At 67.4% G+C, this 18,371-nt stretch carries 15 protein-coding genes; 13 read left to right on the plus strand and 2 right to left on the minus strand.

Annotated elements, in window-relative coordinates; genetic code table 11:
• Positions 1-325: 325 nt before the first annotated feature.
• Positions 326-1,324: a LacI family DNA-binding transcriptional regulator gene (locus tag FFA01_RS12190; RefSeq protein ID WP_146856461.1), complete on the minus strand. Its 999-nt coding sequence runs from the start codon at positions 1,322-1,324 to the stop codon at positions 326-328.
• A 246-nt stretch (positions 1,325-1,570) separates the two neighbouring features.
• On the opposite strand from FFA01_RS12190, the gene FFA01_RS12195 reads away from it, so the two are divergent.
• The 12 genes from FFA01_RS12195 (at position 1,571) to FFA01_RS12250 (ending at position 16,821) form a co-directional block, all read left to right on the plus strand.
• A complete protein-coding gene (locus FFA01_RS12195) occupies positions 1,571-2,833 on the plus strand; it encodes a sugar ABC transporter substrate-binding protein (protein WP_146856462.1) in 1,263 nt (420 codons plus the stop codon).
• A gap of 9 nt (positions 2,834-2,842) precedes the next feature.
• Positions 2,843-3,898 (plus strand): carbohydrate ABC transporter permease, encoded by a 1,056-nt coding sequence (locus FFA01_RS12200; RefSeq protein WP_146856463.1) that lies wholly within the window; start codon positions 2,843-2,845, stop codon positions 3,896-3,898.
• On the plus strand, positions 3,895-4,818 hold the full coding sequence (locus FFA01_RS12205; RefSeq protein ID WP_146856464.1) for a carbohydrate ABC transporter permease: 924 nt from the start codon (positions 3,895-3,897) through the stop codon (positions 4,816-4,818). Before FFA01_RS12200 ends, FFA01_RS12205 begins: the two co-directional genes overlap by 4 nt.
• Before the next feature lie 47 nt (positions 4,819-4,865).
• Positions 4,866-6,836 carry a glycogen debranching N-terminal domain-containing protein gene (locus FFA01_RS12210; protein WP_146856465.1) on the plus strand — a complete coding sequence of 657 codons (1,971 nt, stop codon included), beginning with the start codon at positions 4,866-4,868 and terminating at the stop codon, positions 6,834-6,836.
• A gap of 121 nt (positions 6,837-6,957) precedes the next feature.
• Entirely contained in the window at positions 6,958-8,010 is a 1,053-nt protein-coding gene (locus FFA01_RS12215) for an LCP family protein (protein WP_146856466.1), read from the plus strand.
• A gap of 340 nt (positions 8,011-8,350) precedes the next feature.
• Positions 8,351-9,748, plus strand: a complete 1,398-nt coding sequence (locus FFA01_RS12220) for a sugar transferase (protein ID WP_167627370.1) — start codon at positions 8,351-8,353, stop codon at positions 9,746-9,748.
• The gene (locus FFA01_RS12225) at positions 9,749-10,888 is read left to right on the plus strand and encodes a glycosyltransferase (RefSeq protein WP_146856468.1); all 1,140 of its coding nucleotides are present in this window, start codon (positions 9,749-9,751) and stop codon (positions 10,886-10,888) included. It begins immediately after the preceding gene.
• On the plus strand, positions 10,885-12,018 hold the full coding sequence (locus tag FFA01_RS12230; RefSeq protein WP_208720919.1) for a glycosyltransferase: 1,134 nt from the start codon (positions 10,885-10,887) through the stop codon (positions 12,016-12,018). The genes FFA01_RS12225 and FFA01_RS12230 overlap by 4 nt, the downstream gene beginning before the upstream one ends.
• 69 nt (positions 12,019-12,087) lie before the next feature.
• Positions 12,088-13,392: an O-antigen ligase family protein gene (locus FFA01_RS12235; RefSeq protein WP_146856469.1), complete on the plus strand. Its 1,305-nt coding sequence runs from the start codon at positions 12,088-12,090 to the stop codon at positions 13,390-13,392.
• Positions 13,393-13,439: 47 nt separating this feature from the next.
• On the plus strand, positions 13,440-14,600 hold the full coding sequence (locus FFA01_RS12240; RefSeq protein ID WP_146856470.1) for a glycosyltransferase: 1,161 nt from the start codon (positions 13,440-13,442) through the stop codon (positions 14,598-14,600).
• Positions 14,597-15,898, plus strand: coding sequence for a lipopolysaccharide biosynthesis protein (locus tag FFA01_RS12245; RefSeq protein ID WP_146856471.1), 1,302 nt, complete (start codon positions 14,597-14,599; stop codon positions 15,896-15,898). The genes FFA01_RS12240 and FFA01_RS12245 overlap by 4 nt, the downstream gene beginning before the upstream one ends.
• Positions 15,899-16,119: 221 nt before the next feature.
• A complete protein-coding gene (locus FFA01_RS12250) occupies positions 16,120-16,821 on the plus strand; it encodes a hypothetical protein (RefSeq protein ID WP_146856472.1) in 702 nt (233 codons plus the stop codon).
• A gap of 5 nt (positions 16,822-16,826) precedes the next feature.
• On the opposite strand, the gene FFA01_RS16290 is transcribed toward FFA01_RS12250, so the two are convergent.
• A complete protein-coding gene (locus FFA01_RS16290) occupies positions 16,827-17,084 on the minus strand; it encodes a hypothetical protein (protein ID WP_244289828.1) in 258 nt (85 codons plus the stop codon).
• Between the two features lie 73 nt (positions 17,085-17,157).
• On the opposite strand from FFA01_RS16290, the gene FFA01_RS12260 reads away from it, so the two are divergent.
• On the plus strand, positions 17,158-18,237 hold the full coding sequence (locus FFA01_RS12260; protein WP_146856474.1) for an acyltransferase family protein: 1,080 nt from the start codon (positions 17,158-17,160) through the stop codon (positions 18,235-18,237).
• The last annotated feature ends 134 nt before the right edge of the window (positions 18,238-18,371 follow it).

Here is an 18,371-nt window from a genome sequence, read left to right on the forward strand (position 1 = left end):
CCCCGGCCCCGGCCCCGCCCCCGCCCTACGTGTGCAAATCGCGACACCGGCGACTTGAACAACCGAGAATCAGGTCGAGACGCCGCGCTTCCAGCGCCATCTGTCGGGTTCGGCCCCACCGCCCCCGCCTGACGGGCAGCACCCGGCGCCACATGTCGGGTTCGGCACCGCCCGGGCCGAGGAGGCGCGGCGCAGCACCATTCCCGACCTCAACCCCGTCATCACGCGTGCCAATCGCGACCACGGCGGCTCCAACAACCGAAATTCAGGTCGAAAGACCCCGCCCTCAGCGCGAACAGTCGCGATTTGCACACAGAAGCAGCGCTTAGCGCCAGACCGGGCGGGGGCGCAGGAGGCGCTGCCGCGGCTCGCTGTCGTCGAGCAGCAGCGACAGCGCGGCGGACGCCACCTCCTCGAGCGGCTGCTGCACGCTCGAGAGCCCGAGCGCGGCGGCGACCGGGGTGTCGTCGTACCCCACCACGGGCACGCCCCGGCCCAGCACCGTGGACGCTCCCAGCGCGAGGGTGTCGCTCGCGCAGACCACGGCGTCGACGGCGACTCCGGACGCGAGCAGGGCTCGCACGCTGTCCGCCCCGAGCGAGACGGAGTCCTCGACGCTCAGGCTGAGCGCCTCGATCTCGTCCGGGCCGAGTCGTCCGCGCTCGGTGAGCGCCTCGCGCCACCCGCGCCTCCGGTCGTTGCCCGCTCCCGACTCCGCCGGCCAGCCCAGGAACGCGACGTTCGTCGCCCCACGGTCGAGCAGATCGCGGGTCACCGATGCGACGCCGTGACGGCCGTCGACGTCGACCCACCGGTGCCGCGGGTCGCCGCGGTCGTCGAGCCCCCAGGGCCGTCCGAAGGTGACGAACTCGCAGCCCGCGGCGATCAGCCACTCGGTGCGGGGATCGTCGAAGAAGGTCGAGGTGAGGATGAAGCCGTCGACGTCGGCACCGTCGAGCAGCCGCCGGAGCTGCGCGATCTCGTCCTCGGGCCCGGCCGCCGTGTAGAGGAGGATCCGGTAGCCGCGCGCATCGGCCTGCTCGGTCACGGCGTGCAGGAACCGGTCGAGCACCGCCCCCGAGATGCCATTCGTGACCGGGTCGAGGCGGATGCCGATGGTCGAGCTCTTACGGGTGCGGAGCCGGCGGGCCGAGGCGTGCGGGCGGTAGCCCAGGTCGGCGATGGCCCGCTCGACGCGGCCGCGGGTGTCGGGCTTGACGACGTCGGGCGCGTTCAGGACGTTCGAGACGGTCTGCCGCGAGACACCGGCGGCGGTCGCCACGTCGGTGACCGTCGGGAGGCGCGGTGACGGCGAGCGCGTCATCCTCACCTCCGACCGGCGCGGGACCGGCCCCGACCTGCCGACACGCTACCGCAGCCCCCGGCGGCCTCCGAGTCGAGGAGGCGCGGGTCGGTCTTGACAGGACGCCCATGCCGATTTAGCGTGTGACCACTGCGATTTGATCGTTCAAATAGCTCGGGCACCGCACCCGACGATCAGCCGCACCACGAGCACGACCCGACGACCCGACCACCCCGCACCACATCGCAACGACGCGAGAGGCACATCATGCAACGACGCACATCCCGACTGGCCACGATCGGCGCGCTGGCCGCCGCCACGACGCTCGCCCTCACCGCCTGCGGCTCCGGCTTCAGCGACACCGGCGACGCGAACGGCGGAGGCGCCTCGGGCGAGCTGACCTCCAGCGACGACGCGCTCAGCGTCCTCATCGGCTCGAGCGGCGACGCCGAGACGCAGGCCGTCACCGACGCCGTCGCGTCGTGGTCCGCCGACTCGGGCACCGACGCCGAGGTGAGCGTCGCCAGCGACCTGCCGCAGCAGCTCAGCCAGGGCTTCGCGTCGGGTCAGCCCGCGGACGTCTTCTACGTGTCGACCGACACGCTCGCCGGGTTCGCCGGCAACGGCAGCCTGCTGGCCTACGGCGACCGCCTGTCGAACAAGGACGACTTCTTCCCGACGCTGGTGCAGAGCTTCACGATCGACGACCAGTTCTACTGCGCGCCGAAGGACTTCTCGACGCTCGGCCTGGTCATCAACACGCAGATGTGGGACGACGCCGGCCTCACCGACGCGGACATCCCCACCGACTGGGACTCCCTCACCGCCGCGGCGGCGGCCCTCACCACCGACGACCACGTCGGACTCGCCTTCAGCCCCGAGTTCGCCCGGGTCGGGGCCTTCATGGCCCAGGCCGGCGGCGCCCTGACGAACGCCGACGGCACCGAGGCCACGGTCGACTCCCCCGAGAACGAGGAGGCGCTGACCTACGTCAAGGAGCTCCTCACCAGCGGCGACGCCGCGTTCTCCAGCGACCTCGGCGCCGGCTGGGGCGGCGAGGCCTTCGGCACCGGCCAGGCCGCGATGACGATCGAGGGCAACTGGATCGCGGGCGCCATGACCAACGACTACCCCGACGTCGACTACCGCATCGCCGAGCTGCCCGCCGGCCCGGGAGGCCAGGGCACCCTGCAGTTCACGAACTGCTGGGGCATCGCCGCCGACAGCCCCAACCAGGAGGCGGCGGTCGCGCTGGTCGAGCAGCTCACCAGCACCGACCAGCAGCTGGCCTTCGCCGACGCGTTCGGCGTGATGCCGTCCATCCAGTCGGCGGCCGACCAGTGGAAGACCGACAACCCCGACGACGCGGCGTTCCTCGACTCGGCCGACTTCGCGCAGGGCGTGCCGAACCAGGACGGCTCCGCCGCGGTGATCGCCGACTTCAACTCGCAGCTCTCGGGCCTCGCGACGGCCGACCCGGCGACGATCCTCGAGTCCGCTCAGGCGAACCTCGAGGCCATCCTCGACTAGGCGGATCCCGTGTCGTCCATCTCGAAGAGCGAGGGCCGCGCCGGCTGGCTGTTCGTCTCGCCGATCCTGATCATCCTCGGGCTGTTCCTCGCGATCCCCGTGCTGATGGCCCTGTGGGTCAGCGTGTCGGACTGGTCGGGCCGCGGATCGCCCTTCTCGAACCAGGTCGGGTTCGTCGGTCTCGACAACTACTCAGAGCTCCTCGCTGGGGGTGGACTCGCCGAGCGCGACTTCGGCCTGAGCCTGCGCAACAACGCCTGGTACGTGGTGCTCGTGGTGCCGATCCAGACCGCCGTGGCCCTGCTGCTCGCGGTGCTGGTCAACCGGCAGGTGCTGCGCGGCCGGGGGTTCTTCCGCACCGCGTTCTACTTCCCGTCGGTGACGAGCTCGGTGGCGATCACGGTGCTCTGGCTGTTCCTGTTCTCGCAGAGCGGGGCCGTCAACAAGCTGCTGTCGTTCGTCGGCATCACCGGGCCCGCCTGGTTCAACGACGCGAGCGGGGTGCTGCACAACCTGCTCGGCCTGTTCGGCGTGACGCAGGGCCCCGCGGTGCTGGTCGACAACACGGCGCTCGGGGTGAGCTGGTGGGACTGGCTGGCCGGCCCCTCCGTCGCGATGTCGGCGTTCGTGCTCATGGCCGTCTTCACCACCAGCGGCACGTTCATGCTGCTGTTCCTCGCGGCGCTGCAGAACCTCGGCGGCGACGTGCAGGAGGCCGCGATGATGGACGGGGCGAACGGCTGGCAGCGCTTCTGGCGGGTCACCCTGCCGCAGCTGCGACCGACGCTGTTCACCGTGCTGACGCTGGGACTGATCGGCACCTGGCAGGTCTTCGACCAGATCTACACCGGCACCCAGGGCGGGCCGCAGAAGACCACGCTGACCCCGGCCTACCTGTCGTACACCTCGGCGTTCGGCGACCAGCAGTGGGGACGCGGTGCGGCCATCGCGTTCGTGCTGTTCGTCATCATCGTCGCGCTGACGATCCTGCAGCGCATCGTGCTGCGCGAGCGCGAGGTCTCGGCCCGCCGCATGAGGCTCTACACGACGGGAGACCCGCGATGACCACGACGGCACCGATCGCCGACGCGACGTCCGCGTCTCCGCTCGCCGCGCCTCCCACCGGGCCCCGACCCGCGGGGAAGGCTCCGCGGAGCACCCGCCGGGTGGCCGGCACCTCGCTGCTCTACGCCTCGCTGATCGCGATCGCGGCGATCTACATCCTGCCGTTCCTCATCAACGTGGCGACGTCGTTCAAGACCGATCCCGAGGCCGCGGCGGACCCGCTGTCGCTGATCCCGCAGACCTGGACGACGGCGGCCTACCAGCAGCTGTTCCTCAACAGCGACTTCCCGACCTGGTTCGCCAACTCGGCCGTGGTGACCGTCTTCGTGACGCTCGGCCGGGTGTTCTTCAACTCGCTCGCCGGGTACGCGCTGGCACGGCTGCGGTTCCGGGGCCGGTCGGTGATCTTCGTCCTGCTGATCGGCGTGATGGCCGTGCCGAACGTGGTGCTGCTGATCCCGAAGTTCCTCGTGATCAATCAGCTCGGCATGTACGACTCGTACTCGGGCATGATCGTGCCGCTGCTGACCGACGCCGCCGGGGTCTTCATCATGAAGAACTTCTTCGAGTCGATCCCGCGCAGCGTCGAGGAGCAGGCCCGCATCGACGGCGCCGGCACGTTCCGCGTGTTCTGGTCGATCGTGCTGCCGATGGCGCGGCCCGCCCTGGTGACGATCATCATCCTGTCGTTCCAGGGTTCGTGGAACGAGCTCTCGCACTTCATCATCTCGACGCAGTCGCCCGAGCTGACGACGTTGACGAAGGGCGTCGCCAGCCTGGCGTCCGGCCAGCTGAGCCAGGGGTCGCAGTACCCGATCAAGCTGGCGGCCGCCGCGGTGATGACCATCCCGGTCGCGGTGATGTTCTTCGTCTTCCAGCGCCGCATCATGAACGCCAGCGCCGGGGCGGTCAAGGAATGACGCCGCCCGCAGCACCCCGCACGACCGCCCTCACCGATCAGGACCCCATGACCGACACCGCCACGTCGACCGACGCCCCCTCCCCCTCCGACACCGCGCCGACGGCGTTCCGTCAGCCCCTGCCGGCGGGCGAGACCGTCGTGCTGCGCGCGCCGGCGCAGGCCTGGTCGGCGGCCGACGGGCGGATGGGGGCCGCGCCGATCCACGGCGTCTACCTCGGCGACACGCGCCTGGTCTCCGCGGCGACGGCGGCCGTCGACGGCGCGGTCGCCGAGCACATCGCGACCGTGCCGCTCGGCGCCTCGTCGGTCCGCTTCGAGTCGCTGCTGCGCGATCTCGACGACCCGGGGGCCGACCCCGACGTGCGGCTCGCCGTGCGGCGCGACGTGACGCGGTCCGGTGTCACGGAGGGCATCACGGTCACCTCGCGGCTGGCCCGGCCGCTCGAGCTCACGATCCGGGTCCGTCTGACGCCGGACGCCTCGTCGATGGACGTCGTCAAGTCGGGCCGCCCGGCGACTCCCCCGCAGACGGTCGAGCTCGAGCAGCCGGACGACGGGGGCGTGCCGACCCGCGCCTCCTGGTCCGGAGGCGGTGCGCACGTCTCGCTCGACGCTCGCGGCGGCCACGTGGCTCGGCGGGGCGACCGCCTCGAGCTGGTCTGGCGGGTGACCGTGCCGGCCCGCGCCTCCTCGACGGTGGGCTTCGAGCTGAGCGCGACGCTCGACGACGCGGTGGTGGCCGGGGTCGACGGCGAGCAGGCCTGGGCGCCGATCGAGCCCGCTCCGCGAGACGACCGCCTCGCCCGCTGGCTCGACCGGGCGCAGGGCGACCTGTCGGCGCTGCGGCTGACGACCGCCGACTCCCCCGACGACGTCTTCCTCGCCGCCGGGGCCCCCTGGTTCTTCACGCTGTTCGGGCGGGACTCGCTCTGGGCCGCGCGCTTCACCCTGCCGCTCGACCGGTCGATCGCGGCGGGGACGCTGCGGGTGCTCGCACGCCTGCAGGGCACGACCTCGGTGGCCGACACGGCCGAGCAGCCCGGCAAGATCATGCACGAGCTGCGGCAGCACACGCTCACGATCCCCGACGAGGGCGTCAGCCTGCCTCCTCTCTACTACGGCACGGTCGACGCGACGCCGCTCTGGGTCTGCCTGCTGCACGACGCGTGGCGCTGGGGTCTGCCCGACGCCGAGGTCGAGGCGCTGCTGCCGAACCTCGAGGCGGCCCTGGCCTGGATGCGCGACTTCGGCGACAGCGACGGCGACGACCTGCTCGAGTACGTCGACGAGACCGGGCACGGGCTGGCGAACCAGGGCTGGAAGGACTCGGGCGACAGCGTCCAGTGGCGCGACGGCTCGCTCGCCGAGGGGCCGATCGCCCTCTGCGAGGTGCAGGCCTACGCGTACGAGGCGGCGATGCACGGCGCCGACCTGCTCGACCACTTCGGGCGGCCGGGGGCCGACGGGTGGCGGGAGTGGGCGGGGCGTCTGCGCGACCGGTTCCGCGCCTCCTTCTGGGTGTCCGACGCGGCGGGCGACTACCCGGCGATCGCGCTCGACGCGGCGAAGCGCCCGGTCGATACGGTCACCAGCAATCTGGGGCACCTGCTCGGCACCGGGCTGCTGACGTCCGCCGAGGAGGCGCGGGTCGCGTCCCGACTCGTCTCACCCGAGCTGTCGAGCGGCTTCGGCCTCCGCACGATGTCGAGCGACAGCGCCGGCTTCTGGCCGCTGAGCTACCACGGGGGCAGCGTCTGGACGCACGACACCGCCATCGCCGTCTCCGGTCTCGCCCGCGCCGGCTTCGCGGCCGAGGCGCAGCAGCTCGCCGACGGGCTGCTCGCGGCGGCGCCGGCCTTCGACTACCGGATGCCCGAGCTGCACTCGGGCGACTCGGCGGCCGACGTGCCCGCGCCGGTGCCGTACCCGGCGTCGTGCCGGCCGCAGGCCTGGTCCGCGGCGGCGGCGGTGGCGGTCTGGGCGGCGACGCACGGGGTGGTGGCGCCGGGGGCGTGAGACCCGCGACACCCCCCGAACGGGGGAGCGCTCGCGATCGAGCCCGACTCATCATCCGGTTAGGCTCGTCGGACGCCAACACCGGGCGGCACACCGATCGCCGCCCATGGGAGCCATCACCATGACCGACATCTTCGACCTCGGCCCTGACGAGAAGACTCAGCACGACGACCCGAGCACGCGGCCGCGCAAGAAGAAGCGCCTGTCGCGCCCCGTCAAGACCCTGATCATCGTCGCGTCGATCCTGGTCGGCCTGCTCGTGATCGTCGGCGTGGTGGCCGGCGTCTACGCGATGAACCTCGCGCGCACGTTCGACGACCGCACGACGACGCTGCCGCAGGCGTTCCCGGAGGAGTCCACTCGTCCGACCGTCTCCGCCACCGGCGCGATGAACATCCTGCTGATGGGCTCCGACTCGCGCGGCGACGAGACGAACCTCGACGACGCCTCCTCGACCGACCAGCGCACCGACACGATGATGCTGATGCACATCGACGCCGACCGGAAGAACGTCTACGTGATGTCGATCATGCGCGACCTCTGGGTGCCGATCCCGGGCAACGGCGACGCCAAGATCAACGCGGCGTTCGCCTACGGCGGCTCGCCGCTGACGGTGCAGACCATTGAGCAGCTGACCGGCGCGCGCATCGACCACGTCGCGATCATCGACTTCGAGGGCTTCGCCGGCATGACCGAGGCCATCGGCGGGGTCGACGTGGTCAGCGACAAGGCCTTCACGGCCCGCGGCACGCAGATCCAGGTCGGCACGAACCACCTCGAGGGCGAGGACGCCCTCAACTTCGTGCGCGAGCGCTACTCGTTCACCGACGGCGACTACACCCGGGTCGAGAACCAGCAGCGCTTCCTCCAGGCGGTCGCCGACAAGCTGATCTCGCGCGACACGCTGACGAACCCGACGGCGATCACGAACTTCGTCGGCTCCGTCTCGGACTACCTCACGGTCGACGACACCCTCGACGCCGGCGCCATCGCCTCGCTCGGCGTGAGCCTGCGCGACGTGAAGAACGAGAACATCCACTTCTTCACGATCCCCACGTCGGGCACCGGGACGATCGGCGGCCAGTCGGTGGTCCTGCAGGCCGAGGGCAAGATGCCGGGTCTTCGCGACGCCCTCGCGAACGACACGCTCGGGGCGTACCTGCCGACCCTGTGAGACGAGTGACACCCCCAGCTCGGAGCGGAGAATCGGAAGACCCGTGGGGGTACGGCCCACAACCGGGGACCAGCCAATGCATACCCACGAGTATCCATCTTGTAAACCGACGACTGTTCACTACTATGTATGAACCGAGGGTTTCCGCGCCGCCCACAACCCGGCTGGTCGCACGGATCCTGGTGACCGCGCAGGCCCCGCAACCTGCCGACCCGCCCTCGAAGACTGCCCGAGGGGGACCGGACTGTTGACCACCACTGCCGCCGATTCGACGTTGCGCCACGGCCTCGTCGGAGACGCTCCGGCACCGTGGGCCCGGAACTACGCTCGCCGGCTCACCTTGACCGACAGTCTCGTCGTGCTCATAGCTGTCGCCGCGGGTGAACTCACCTGGTACGCCATGAACATGGGGTCGTTGGCCGATCGGCTGGAGTGGGGAGAAGTCGCCACCAAGCACACCGTCGTCAGCCTCGCGCTGTTCGCCGCGTGGCTGCTCGTGCTCACCGCCTACGGCACCCGGGACTCCCGCATCATCGGCCAGGGCACCCTCGAGTACAAACGGGTGCTCGAATCGTCGCTCATGCTCTTCGGCGTCTTCGCGATCGTGGCTATCATCCTGCGACTCGATCTCGGCCGCAGTTTCGTCCTGACCTCGTTCCCGGTGGCCGCCGTCGGGCTCGTCCTGTCGCGCTGGGGCTGGCGCCAGTGGCTCGTCGCGCAGCGCCGTGTCGGCCAGTACTCCGCGCGAGCTCTGCTCGTCGGCTCACGGCACTCGGTCGAGCACCTCGCCGATCAGCTCTCGGGGCAGCCGTCGGCCGGCTACCGGCCCGTCATGGCCTGCCTGCCGCACGGGACGTCCGGCAGCACCATCGGCGCTGCCCACGTGCCCGTGGCCGGAGCCCTCAACGACGTGACGGCCGTCTTGGCCCGTCACCACGTGGACTGCGTGATCGTCACGAGCAGCGACGAGCTGTCACCGCTCGCGGTCCGGCAGCTCGGGTGGTCGCTCGAGGAGTCGGGCACGCAGTTGATCGTCGCGCCCGCTCTGACCGACATCGCTGGGCCGCGGATGCACACGCGTCCGGTGGCGGGTCTCCCCTTGATCCACGTCGAGTCGCCGGTCTTCGCGGGTCGAAAGGCTTGGACGAAGACGGTGATCGACCGTGCCGCCGCCGGTCTCGCCGTCGTGCTGCTCTCGCCGGTGCTCCTGGCGATCACGATCGCCGTGGCGGTCACGTCGAGCGGCCCCATCATCTTCCGTCAGCAGCGGGTCGGTCTCGGTGGTGAGACGTTCACCATGTTCAAGTTCCGCTCGATGAAGGTCGACGCCGAGGCTCAGCTGGCGGCCCTCCAGGCCGAGCAGCGCGATGCCGGCAACCAGGTCCTGTTCAAGATGAAGAACGACCCGCGGGTGACGAAGGTCGGCGGCTTCCTGCGCCGGTACAGCCTCGACGAGCTGCCGCAGCTGTTCAACGTGCTGAACGGCACGATGTCCCTGGTCGGCCCGCGCCCCCCGCTCGACGCCGAGACGAAGGCGTACGAGAAGCACAACTTCCGCCGCTTCCTGGTCCGCCCCGGTATCACCGGGCTGTGGCAGGTCAGCGGCCGGAGCGACCTGTCGTGGGAGGACTCCGTCCGCCTCGACCTGTACTACGTCGAGAACTGGTCGGTTCTCAACGACATGATCCTGCTCGGTCGCACGGCGCGCGCCGTGTTCCGTGGAAGCGGTGCCTACTAGATGCCCCATCAGAAGTCCGACAAGCCCTCGGTCGCCATCATCGGCACCCGGGGCTATCCCAGTTACTACGGCGGGTTCGAGACCGCGGTGCGGAAGCTCGCACCGTACCTCGTCGACGAGGGATGGGACGTCACCGTCTACGGCCGCCCCGGTTCCACCCGTGATGACGATCCCGATCGGGATCCCCGCGTCACCACGCGAGTGACCCGCGGCCTCGAGACGAAGTCGCTCAGCACCCTGACCTACGGGCTCAGCGCCATCGTCGACGCGATGCGACGCAAACCGGACGTCGCCCTGATCATGAACGTCGCCAACGGCTACTGGCTGCCCCTCCTCAGACTGCGCGGCATCCCGACGCTCGTCAACGTCGACGGCATCGAATGGGAGCGGGCGAAGTGGGGCCGGCTGGCCAAGGCCGTCTTCCGCTGGGGCGCGAAGACCACCGCCTGGTGGGCGGATCGGCTCGTGTTCGATGCCCATGAGATCGGACGGCGCTGGAAGTCCGGCTTCGGCCGAGACGGCGTCTTCATCCCCTACGGAGGCGACGAGGCCCCCGAGCTCCCACTGGAACCGGGCCTGACCCATCGCGGCTACGCCCTCGTCGTCGCCCGATTCGTGCCCGAGAACACCGTGCTCGAGTTCATCGAAGCGGCTCCGACGATCGCCGAAACGCACGATGTCGTCATCGTCGGCTCGAGCGGTTACGGCGGCCAGATCGACGAGCGCGTCGCCGCCCTGTCCGCCTCGAATCCGCGCGTCCACTGGCTCGGCCACGTGAGCGACGACAAGCGCCTCTTCTCCCTGTGGCAGCACGCCGGCGCCTACTTCCACGGCCACAGCGTCGGCGGGACGAACCCGGCTCTCGTGCAGGCGATGACGCTCGGTGCCCCGATCGTGGCTCGCGACACTGTCTACAACCGCGAGGTGCTGGATGCCCAGGGGCACTACAGTCCCGCCGATTCCGTAGCCATCGCAGAGGCCGTCACCCGGCTGCTGAATGACGAGGAAGCGCAAGACCGACTCGGGGACGGCGCTCGCGAACGAACCCGCGGTGATTACAGCTGGCCGTCGGTCGCAACCAAGTACGAGGCAGCCCTGCGATTGCTGATCAAGAAACGCGGAAAGGCTACTCGAGCGTGAACGCAACAAACAATCTTCCGTTGCTGACGTTTCCGATGCACGGACAGCGCAAGTTGCTGGAGGAGGGATACCGGACCCGGGACGGCCACATGATCGAATGGTTCGGTCGTCACCTGGAAGGGGATTCCAAGGTGGAGGTCGTATCGCGACCTGAGCCATTCATCCTTCCCTCGAGAGGGCTGTCCGGTACACCTGCCCGCAACACGGTGCACGTCGGGCGCCGCACCATGCGTGTGCCGAAGCTCACGGACAAGCGTCATTGGTGGGTCCGCTCGGCAGGTGCTTACCCCGCTCTTCCAGAGGTGGCCGACGGCGCACCTGCAGTCGTGTGGAATCCTTTCGTCGCGCTCTCGCCCCGAGCATCGAACCCGTTCTCGTCGAAGAGCAAAGTCGTTCTCGATCTCCTCGACGATTGGACGGTTCACTACGCGTTCTCGACGATCAGGCCGCACGTGGAGAAGGCCTACGCCGCAGCGTTCGAGGCCGCCGATCACGTGACCGCGAACGCCGAGGGCACAGCCGAACTCGCCCGACGATTCGGCCGCGACGACGTCCATCTTCTTCCGAACGGTGTCGATCCTGAACGGTTCTCGACGGATTCCAGCGCGTCGGGCCCGTTGACGGTCGGGTACGTCGGAAAGATCGGGCGGAGACTGCACCTCGAAGGGATCGTCGAGACGATAAAGGCGTCACCCGACCTATCCTTCGTCTTCGCCGGCCCTATCCTCGATGACGAATATCGGGGCCCACTTGCAAGCTTGCCGAACGTCACTCTGCTCGGAGACGTTCACTACGACGCGGTGCCTGCACTACTGACGTCGTTCGACGTCGGCTGGGTCCCCCACCGTGTCGGTGACGGGGAAGTAGGGGGCGACGTGATCAAGACCTACGAGTACCGTGCGGCCGGGTTGCCGGTTCTCACGACCCCCGTGGTCGGCGCCTCGAGTCGAGGTCTGTCGAACGTGAACGTGGCGCGCATAGAGGACCACAAATCCTGGCTGCGCGCCGTCACATCGACCGGACCCCGAATCGATCGCCAAGTCACGGATACGCCCTCCGACGTGACCTGGCAGCGAAAGTCCGCCTTCGTGCTCGGCCTCCTCGGACGGGGCCCGATCCATGCTTCGTAGCCAGTTCCGCAGAGCGAGCCCGGCGTCTTCGGGCGGCCACCCCGTCACACGATCACCCAGGAGTTCCTCGTGATTTTCGGCAGTGTCTGCATCGTTCTCATGGCCGCCGCTATTTGGACGAGGCGACGTTCAGACCGGGCGCTCTTGATCGTCGTCGCCCTCGCAGTCCTCATTCCATCCGTTGCTCGTCCACCGTTGATGGGGCCGCTCAGCCTTTTCGCTCCTCAGACGCTTTTCCTGGCGATGTACCTCGCCGTTCGTGCACTCATGACGAGCGGACGCCCTCGTCCTCCAGGCAGCCGGCTGGCGACGACCGTCACGATCGCGACCATCCTGCTGCTCATCGCTGCCGTGGTGAGCACACTTCTCGGCCCCGGGCCGCGGTACCTGCCGGGTATCGCCGACTCCCTGGTCGCACCCCTCGTGCTCTTCGCACTCGTCATGCGAGACAAAGATCGAAGTGAAACATGGTCGCAGACAGTGCGGAACGGTCTCCTGGGGTTGGCGGTGTTCGAGAGCTTCCTCGCGTTGGTGCAGTTCGGCACGGGTCGAGTGCTGTTCTTCGAAACAGCCAGGCAAGAGTTCTGGTGGTACACCTCTAATCAGTTCAACCGAGCTACCGGGACCCTCGATAGCCCACTCGACCTCGCGATGCTGCTTCTCGTCGCGCTCCCTCTTGCTGTCATGACACGGCGGTCGTGGGTGAGGATCACGGCCATGTTCATTCTGACGGCCGGTATCGCCCTCACCGCCTCACGGTTGGCCATCGGTCTTTCAGCCGCGGCTTGGCTTTTCGCCCTGCTGGGAACTCGGTTGTCGATCGGCAAGAAAGCATCCATCGCAGTAGCCGCCGTGACCTCACTCATCGTGCTCCTGCAGACGGACCTGGCTCAGACGGCTCTGGACCGCCTAGGAGGCTCGGTCGCTTCGAGCGAAGTCCGAGGGACAGCGGTGTCCTACATGCTCCAGAACGTCTCGGACTTCATCTTCCTGGGCTACGGCTACTCGCGCGGCGGATCGCTGAGAGACGCCGGTGTGCTCGCCTCCAGCATCGAGAACGCGGCTCTGTCGTTCGCCTACGATTTCGGCGCCCTGCCCACGGCCCTCTGGTTCCTCGCGATGATTCTTCTTGCGCTCGTCGCCTGGCGTGTGGCCGAGAGGCGCGGGCTCGCTCTAGCTTTGGCCTTCGGTCTCGTGATGGCCGTCGGCTACAGCTCGCTGTCCACGCGGAGCGCCGCCACACCCATCTTCTGGACGCTGGTCACGCTGGCGGCCGTGTCCATCGCCGATTCACGGCGATCGACACAAGAAGGTCCGACTCCGTCCGCGGGCCAAGCCGAGGTGGGTCGCTCCAGATCGCTGGTGAGACGTTGAGCCCAGCAAGTGGCCCGTCGGGCCCACACGTCGTCGTCCTCAACACGATGTTCCCCCCGCCCTACGTCGGCGGCGCCGAACGCTCCGTCGAAGCCCTCTGCGAAGAACTCGTGGCGGCGGGTTTCCGGGTGACGGTTCTCGCGCTCAAGGGCAGAGGGGCAGCCGATGTGAGGAGCGTGAGCGGGATCACGGTGATCCGCCTGCGCATACCCAATCTGTTCTGGAAATGGGGCACGAGACGCCGACGCCCGAGGGTCTTCGAGACGCTGTGGAATGTCATCGATCTCTCATCCCTCGTGGGACTCATGCGGATCAGACGGACGGCTAACAGGCTGAGCCCCGATGTGATCGTCACCAACAACATCTCCGGTTGGGCCTACGGCCCGTGGGCGTTCGCCGCCAAAGCGCGAATACCCCTTGTCCATGTGGTCCGTGACTACAACCTGCTGTGCGTTCGCTCCAACTTGATGCGGAACGGTCTCTGCGAGACCATCTGCGGCAAGTGCCGACCACGCCGGGACGCATCGAAACGGAATTGGCCCGGGGGCACTGTCGTGGGCATCTCGCGAAGAGTCATCGAGCTCCACCAGCAGCATGGCCTCTTCGGTGGCGCCCCCGTCGCCTACTCGCACCCCAGGATCACGAACGCAGGCCGAGTGGTGGAACGTCGACCTGACGAGGCGATGAGTCGAAACAGCGTGATCGGGTATCTCGGCAGGCTGGGTCCCGAAAAAGGCGTGGAGATAATGCTCGCGGCCGCGGAAGAGGCCGATGTCACGGTTCGGGTGGCCGGCGCAGGTCAAGATTCGTACCGGGACGAACTCAGCAGGCGCTTTCCCGGGGCTGACTTCGTCGGCCATGTCGACGCGAACGAGTTCCTGGCCTCAGTCGATGTTCTGGTGGTTCCCTCCGTGTGGGAGGAGCCCTTCGGCCGCGTTGCAGCCGAGGCGGCTGCGCTCGGCGTGCCGCTCATCATCTCCAACCGTGGCGGACTCGCCGAATCGGCCGAGTCTCATGGAGGACGGTTCGTCCTCATCGACCCTGAGGATCGTGGCGCGCTCGCTGACGTCTTCGGAAGGTTCAAGGAGGGGACTCTGGCCTTCTCCGAACCCATCCCCTCCCGCTACCCGAGCCGGGCGATACCGGACATCGTACGAGACGCCGTTTCCGAGCATGTCTCGAGCCGAGACCAGGCGGGCTCTCGATGAGCGGCAGGAAGAGCGTCTCCCGTAACGTCGCGATCAATGCGGCGGGAAACCTCGTTCCCCCCGTCGCCGCGTTCGTCACCTCTCCCCTCCTCGCGCACGCACTCGGAGTCGAAGGACGCGGCCTGGTCTCAGCAGCCCAGGCCCCTCTCCTGTTGTTCGTCGCTGCCGCGACATTCGGGCTGCCCGAGGCGACGACCTACCTGGTCGCACGCTTCCCTTCGCTGTTGGGGCTCATCACCCGACGGGTCGTCGTGTTCGTGATCCTGACCGGAGCGGTCAGCCTGGTCGCGCTTCTCGGGCTTCGTGGCCCTCTCTCGGGCGGCGACTCACGGGTCGCGGACCTCTTGACGATCTCCGCTGTGGCCTTGATTCCGACTCTGCTCCTCTCGGTCGTGAGAGCAGCAGCGATCGGCCAAGAGGCATGGACATTAGTAGCGGTCGAGCGATCAACGTCGTCACTCCTCCGGCTAGGCGCCATCGTGCTCCTGATTCAGGTCGACTCCTTGACAGTCACGCACGCCGTCTATGTGAACGCGTGGGCTCCCATCACCGGGGCTCTGCTCTATTGCCTGCTCCTGCGACGCAGAGGAGGAATGAAGACCGAGACGGTGCCGTCAGAGCTCGCGTACACGCAGATCGCGAGGTACGGCTCGCTCGTCTGGATCGGCTCCATCTCAGGCGTCTTCCTCGCCCGCCTCGACCAGACGCTCATGGTCCCGCTCTCCAGCGTTTACGAGTTGGGTCTCTACGCAGTAGCCGTCAGTGTCGCCGAGATACCTCTGCTCGTGAACAACACCGTGCGCGAGGTGATGTTCGCGGCCGATGCCCGGAGTAACAACAACGCACGCCTGACATATGCTGCGCGGGTAAGCGGCGCGTTGTGCCTCCTCTTCGCAGGAGGGATGGCGGCCACCATCCTCTGGTGGTTCCCCATCCTGTTCGGAGAGGCATTCCGCCCAGCCATCGCGTTGACGCTCCTTCTGCTTCTCGCGACCGTCGTAGGGCCACCCGGCTCCGTGGCTGGAGCAGCCCTCGCTGCCCGTGGTCGCCCTGGTCTTCGCAGTCTCGCACTCCTCGGCGCATTCGCCGTGAATCTGACCCTGGTCGTGCTGCTCGTCCCCGTCTACGGAGCCATCGGCGCTGGAGTGGCGACGCTTGCAGGGAATCTCGTTTCAAGCAACATCAACATCCTCATCGCCGCCCGCCTGTACTCCATGCGCGTCCGTGACTTCTATCTGCTGCGACCCTCCGACGGTCGTGCATTCGTGGGCAACCTGCGGTCGCTCCTCAAGAAATAACTCGTGAACCCGAACATCCCGAAAAGAGCTTGAACGTGAAGTACCCCTTTCTTCCGCGAGTCGCACGCAAACTCAGACGAAAGTCGCGCGTGGCCCTGACCCCTCTGACCGTCAGGCGGCTACACCGGCGCAACGTACGGTCCTCCGCGCCTGTGACGGACTCGTCGCACTCGGCCTATGTCAGCTTGACGACGCATGGGGCGCGACTCGAGAACGTGCACTTGACGATCGAATCCATAGCCCGTGGGCGTGAGCGGCCGGGCCGAATCGTTCTCTGGCTAGACGACGAGAATGCGTGGAGAGACCGCCCCGAATCCCTTCGTCGGCTGGAAAAGCGGGGCTTGGAGATCCGGCTCACCGAGAACTTCGGCCCGCACACCAAGTACTACCCGGCACTGGACGATCTCTCGATCGACGACCTACTGGTCACGGCAGACGATGACATGCTCTACCCAGTTTCCTGGTTACGAGGTCTCGTGAGGGCCAATCGTAGCGAGCCGCAGCTCATTCACTGCCATCGAGCACATCTGGTCACCTTCGACGAACCTGGATCCCTGACACCTTACGAAGAGTGGGACGAGTGCTGGACTCGAAAGGGCAGCATCGCGGTCTTCGCGACCGGAGTCTCCGGAGTGATCTACCCGAGGACGATGATCGACCTCCTTCGGGCTGGGGAAAGGCGTTTCCTGACGTCCGCTCCGAAGGCCGACGACGTCTATCTGCACTCGGTCGCCGCAAGCAACGGCATCCGCGTCAAGCAGACCAAGACGGCCCCCGAGCACTACGCCATGCTTCCCGATTCGCAAGGACAAGGTCTCTATCACGACAATGTGAAGGCCGCTGGCAACGACGATCAGATCCGAGCGTCGTATTCTCCAGATCTCCTGCTCAAGATCAAGAGAGCCCGTGGCGAGATCGGCTGATGCACTCAGCCATGACGTTGGTAGCACGTCGAGTTCACAACGGGTGGGCCCTGCTCACCGAGCCGGTCGTCCGCGGCCGCCGACCCGTGCCGTACGCCACCCGTGAGCTCGGGATCCAGCGTCAAGGCACTCACCTCTGGCATGGCCGAAACCGCGACGAAGGTGCGCCGGCGCACTCCGACACGAGCCAGCTCAGCATGCGTGGATTCACTGGAGGTGACCTTGGGAGACCAGCTGCCGTTGATCCCGACGGTCGACTGCATGCGCGTTCACCTTCGGGTTCGGCGCTATAGGTGACCCGCAGGTCCGCTAGGCTACCGCGCGACGGGGGCGCTATTGAAAAATAAGATTTTTGAGGGCGTTCAGGCCCTGCGGTTCGTCGCGGCGCTTCTCGTCGTTACGACTCACACGACCGCGTACGCGAGCGAACGACTAGATCCGAGCTTCACCATCTGGCATCCGGGCCAAGTGGGCGTCGACATCTTCTTCATCGTCAGCGGCTTCGTGATGATGACCTCCACGGGTTCGCTGGTTGGGGCGAAAGGCGGGTGGAAGCTGTTCGGCATCCGCCGCCTGATCCGGATCGTGCCCATGTACTGGATCGCGACGACGGTGAAACTGTTACTCATGATCGTCGTGCCAGGCGCGGCCCTGCATGCGGTACTCAACCCCGGTGCCACCATCTTGTCGTACATCTTCATTCCTTCGGTCAATGTCGACGGCAAGGTGGAGCCGCTGCTCGGCGTCGGATGGACCCTCGTGTTCGAGATGATGTTCTATCTCGTATTCACGGTCGCCCTGATGGTCCGGGCGAACGTTCTCTTCTTCTGCACTGCTGTGTTGACCCTCGTCTCCATAGCAAGCGTGTTCCGGCCACCGGAAGACTGGCCTCCAGCGATGTTCTACCTCAACCCGATCGTCATGTACTTCGTCGTGGGCATGATCCTCGGCAAATGGACTGTCGACCGGAATCTCCGTGCGGCCATCATCTGGCTGCTCGGGGTGGTCGCTCTATGGACGGGCATAGCCGTTTTGCAGTCGATCGTGGAGGGCGTGCCGATCTACGAACCGAGCCTCATCCGCAAGGTCGGCATCACGGTGCTGCTCACCGCAGTCATAGCCCTGGAGCCGCTGCTACACGGACGCATACCGAAGTGGTTGATCCGCCTAGGGGATGCGTCGTACTCGCTGTACTTGTTCCACCCGTTGATGGCTCCCCTCGTTCCTGTCGTTCTGTTCGCGGTCGGCATCCACAATGGTTGGGTTTCCGTGATCGTGTCCATTGTCGGCGTGGTCATCGCGTCGCTCTTGATCTACCGTTTTGTGGAGAAACCGATCACGAGGCTGTTGCTCCGAAAGTTCGCATCTCGTTCCGCGCAATCAGCCCCGTCGATCGACACTGCTCGCATCGGATAGGCCCGACCACAGCCGCAGCCCCGCCTCGCCGTGACAGATGACACACCGGGCGGGACTGTTGTCGACCAGGACGGCTCCCCCCGGAGGCGTTTCCAAGCCGCCCATGCGGCTTATGAGGTCCGCCTCGTGAAGTC

This window comes from Frigoribacterium faeni (assembly GCF_007988805.1).
In the GTDB taxonomy this organism is placed as follows: domain Bacteria; phylum Actinomycetota; class Actinomycetes; order Actinomycetales; family Microbacteriaceae; genus Frigoribacterium; species Frigoribacterium faeni.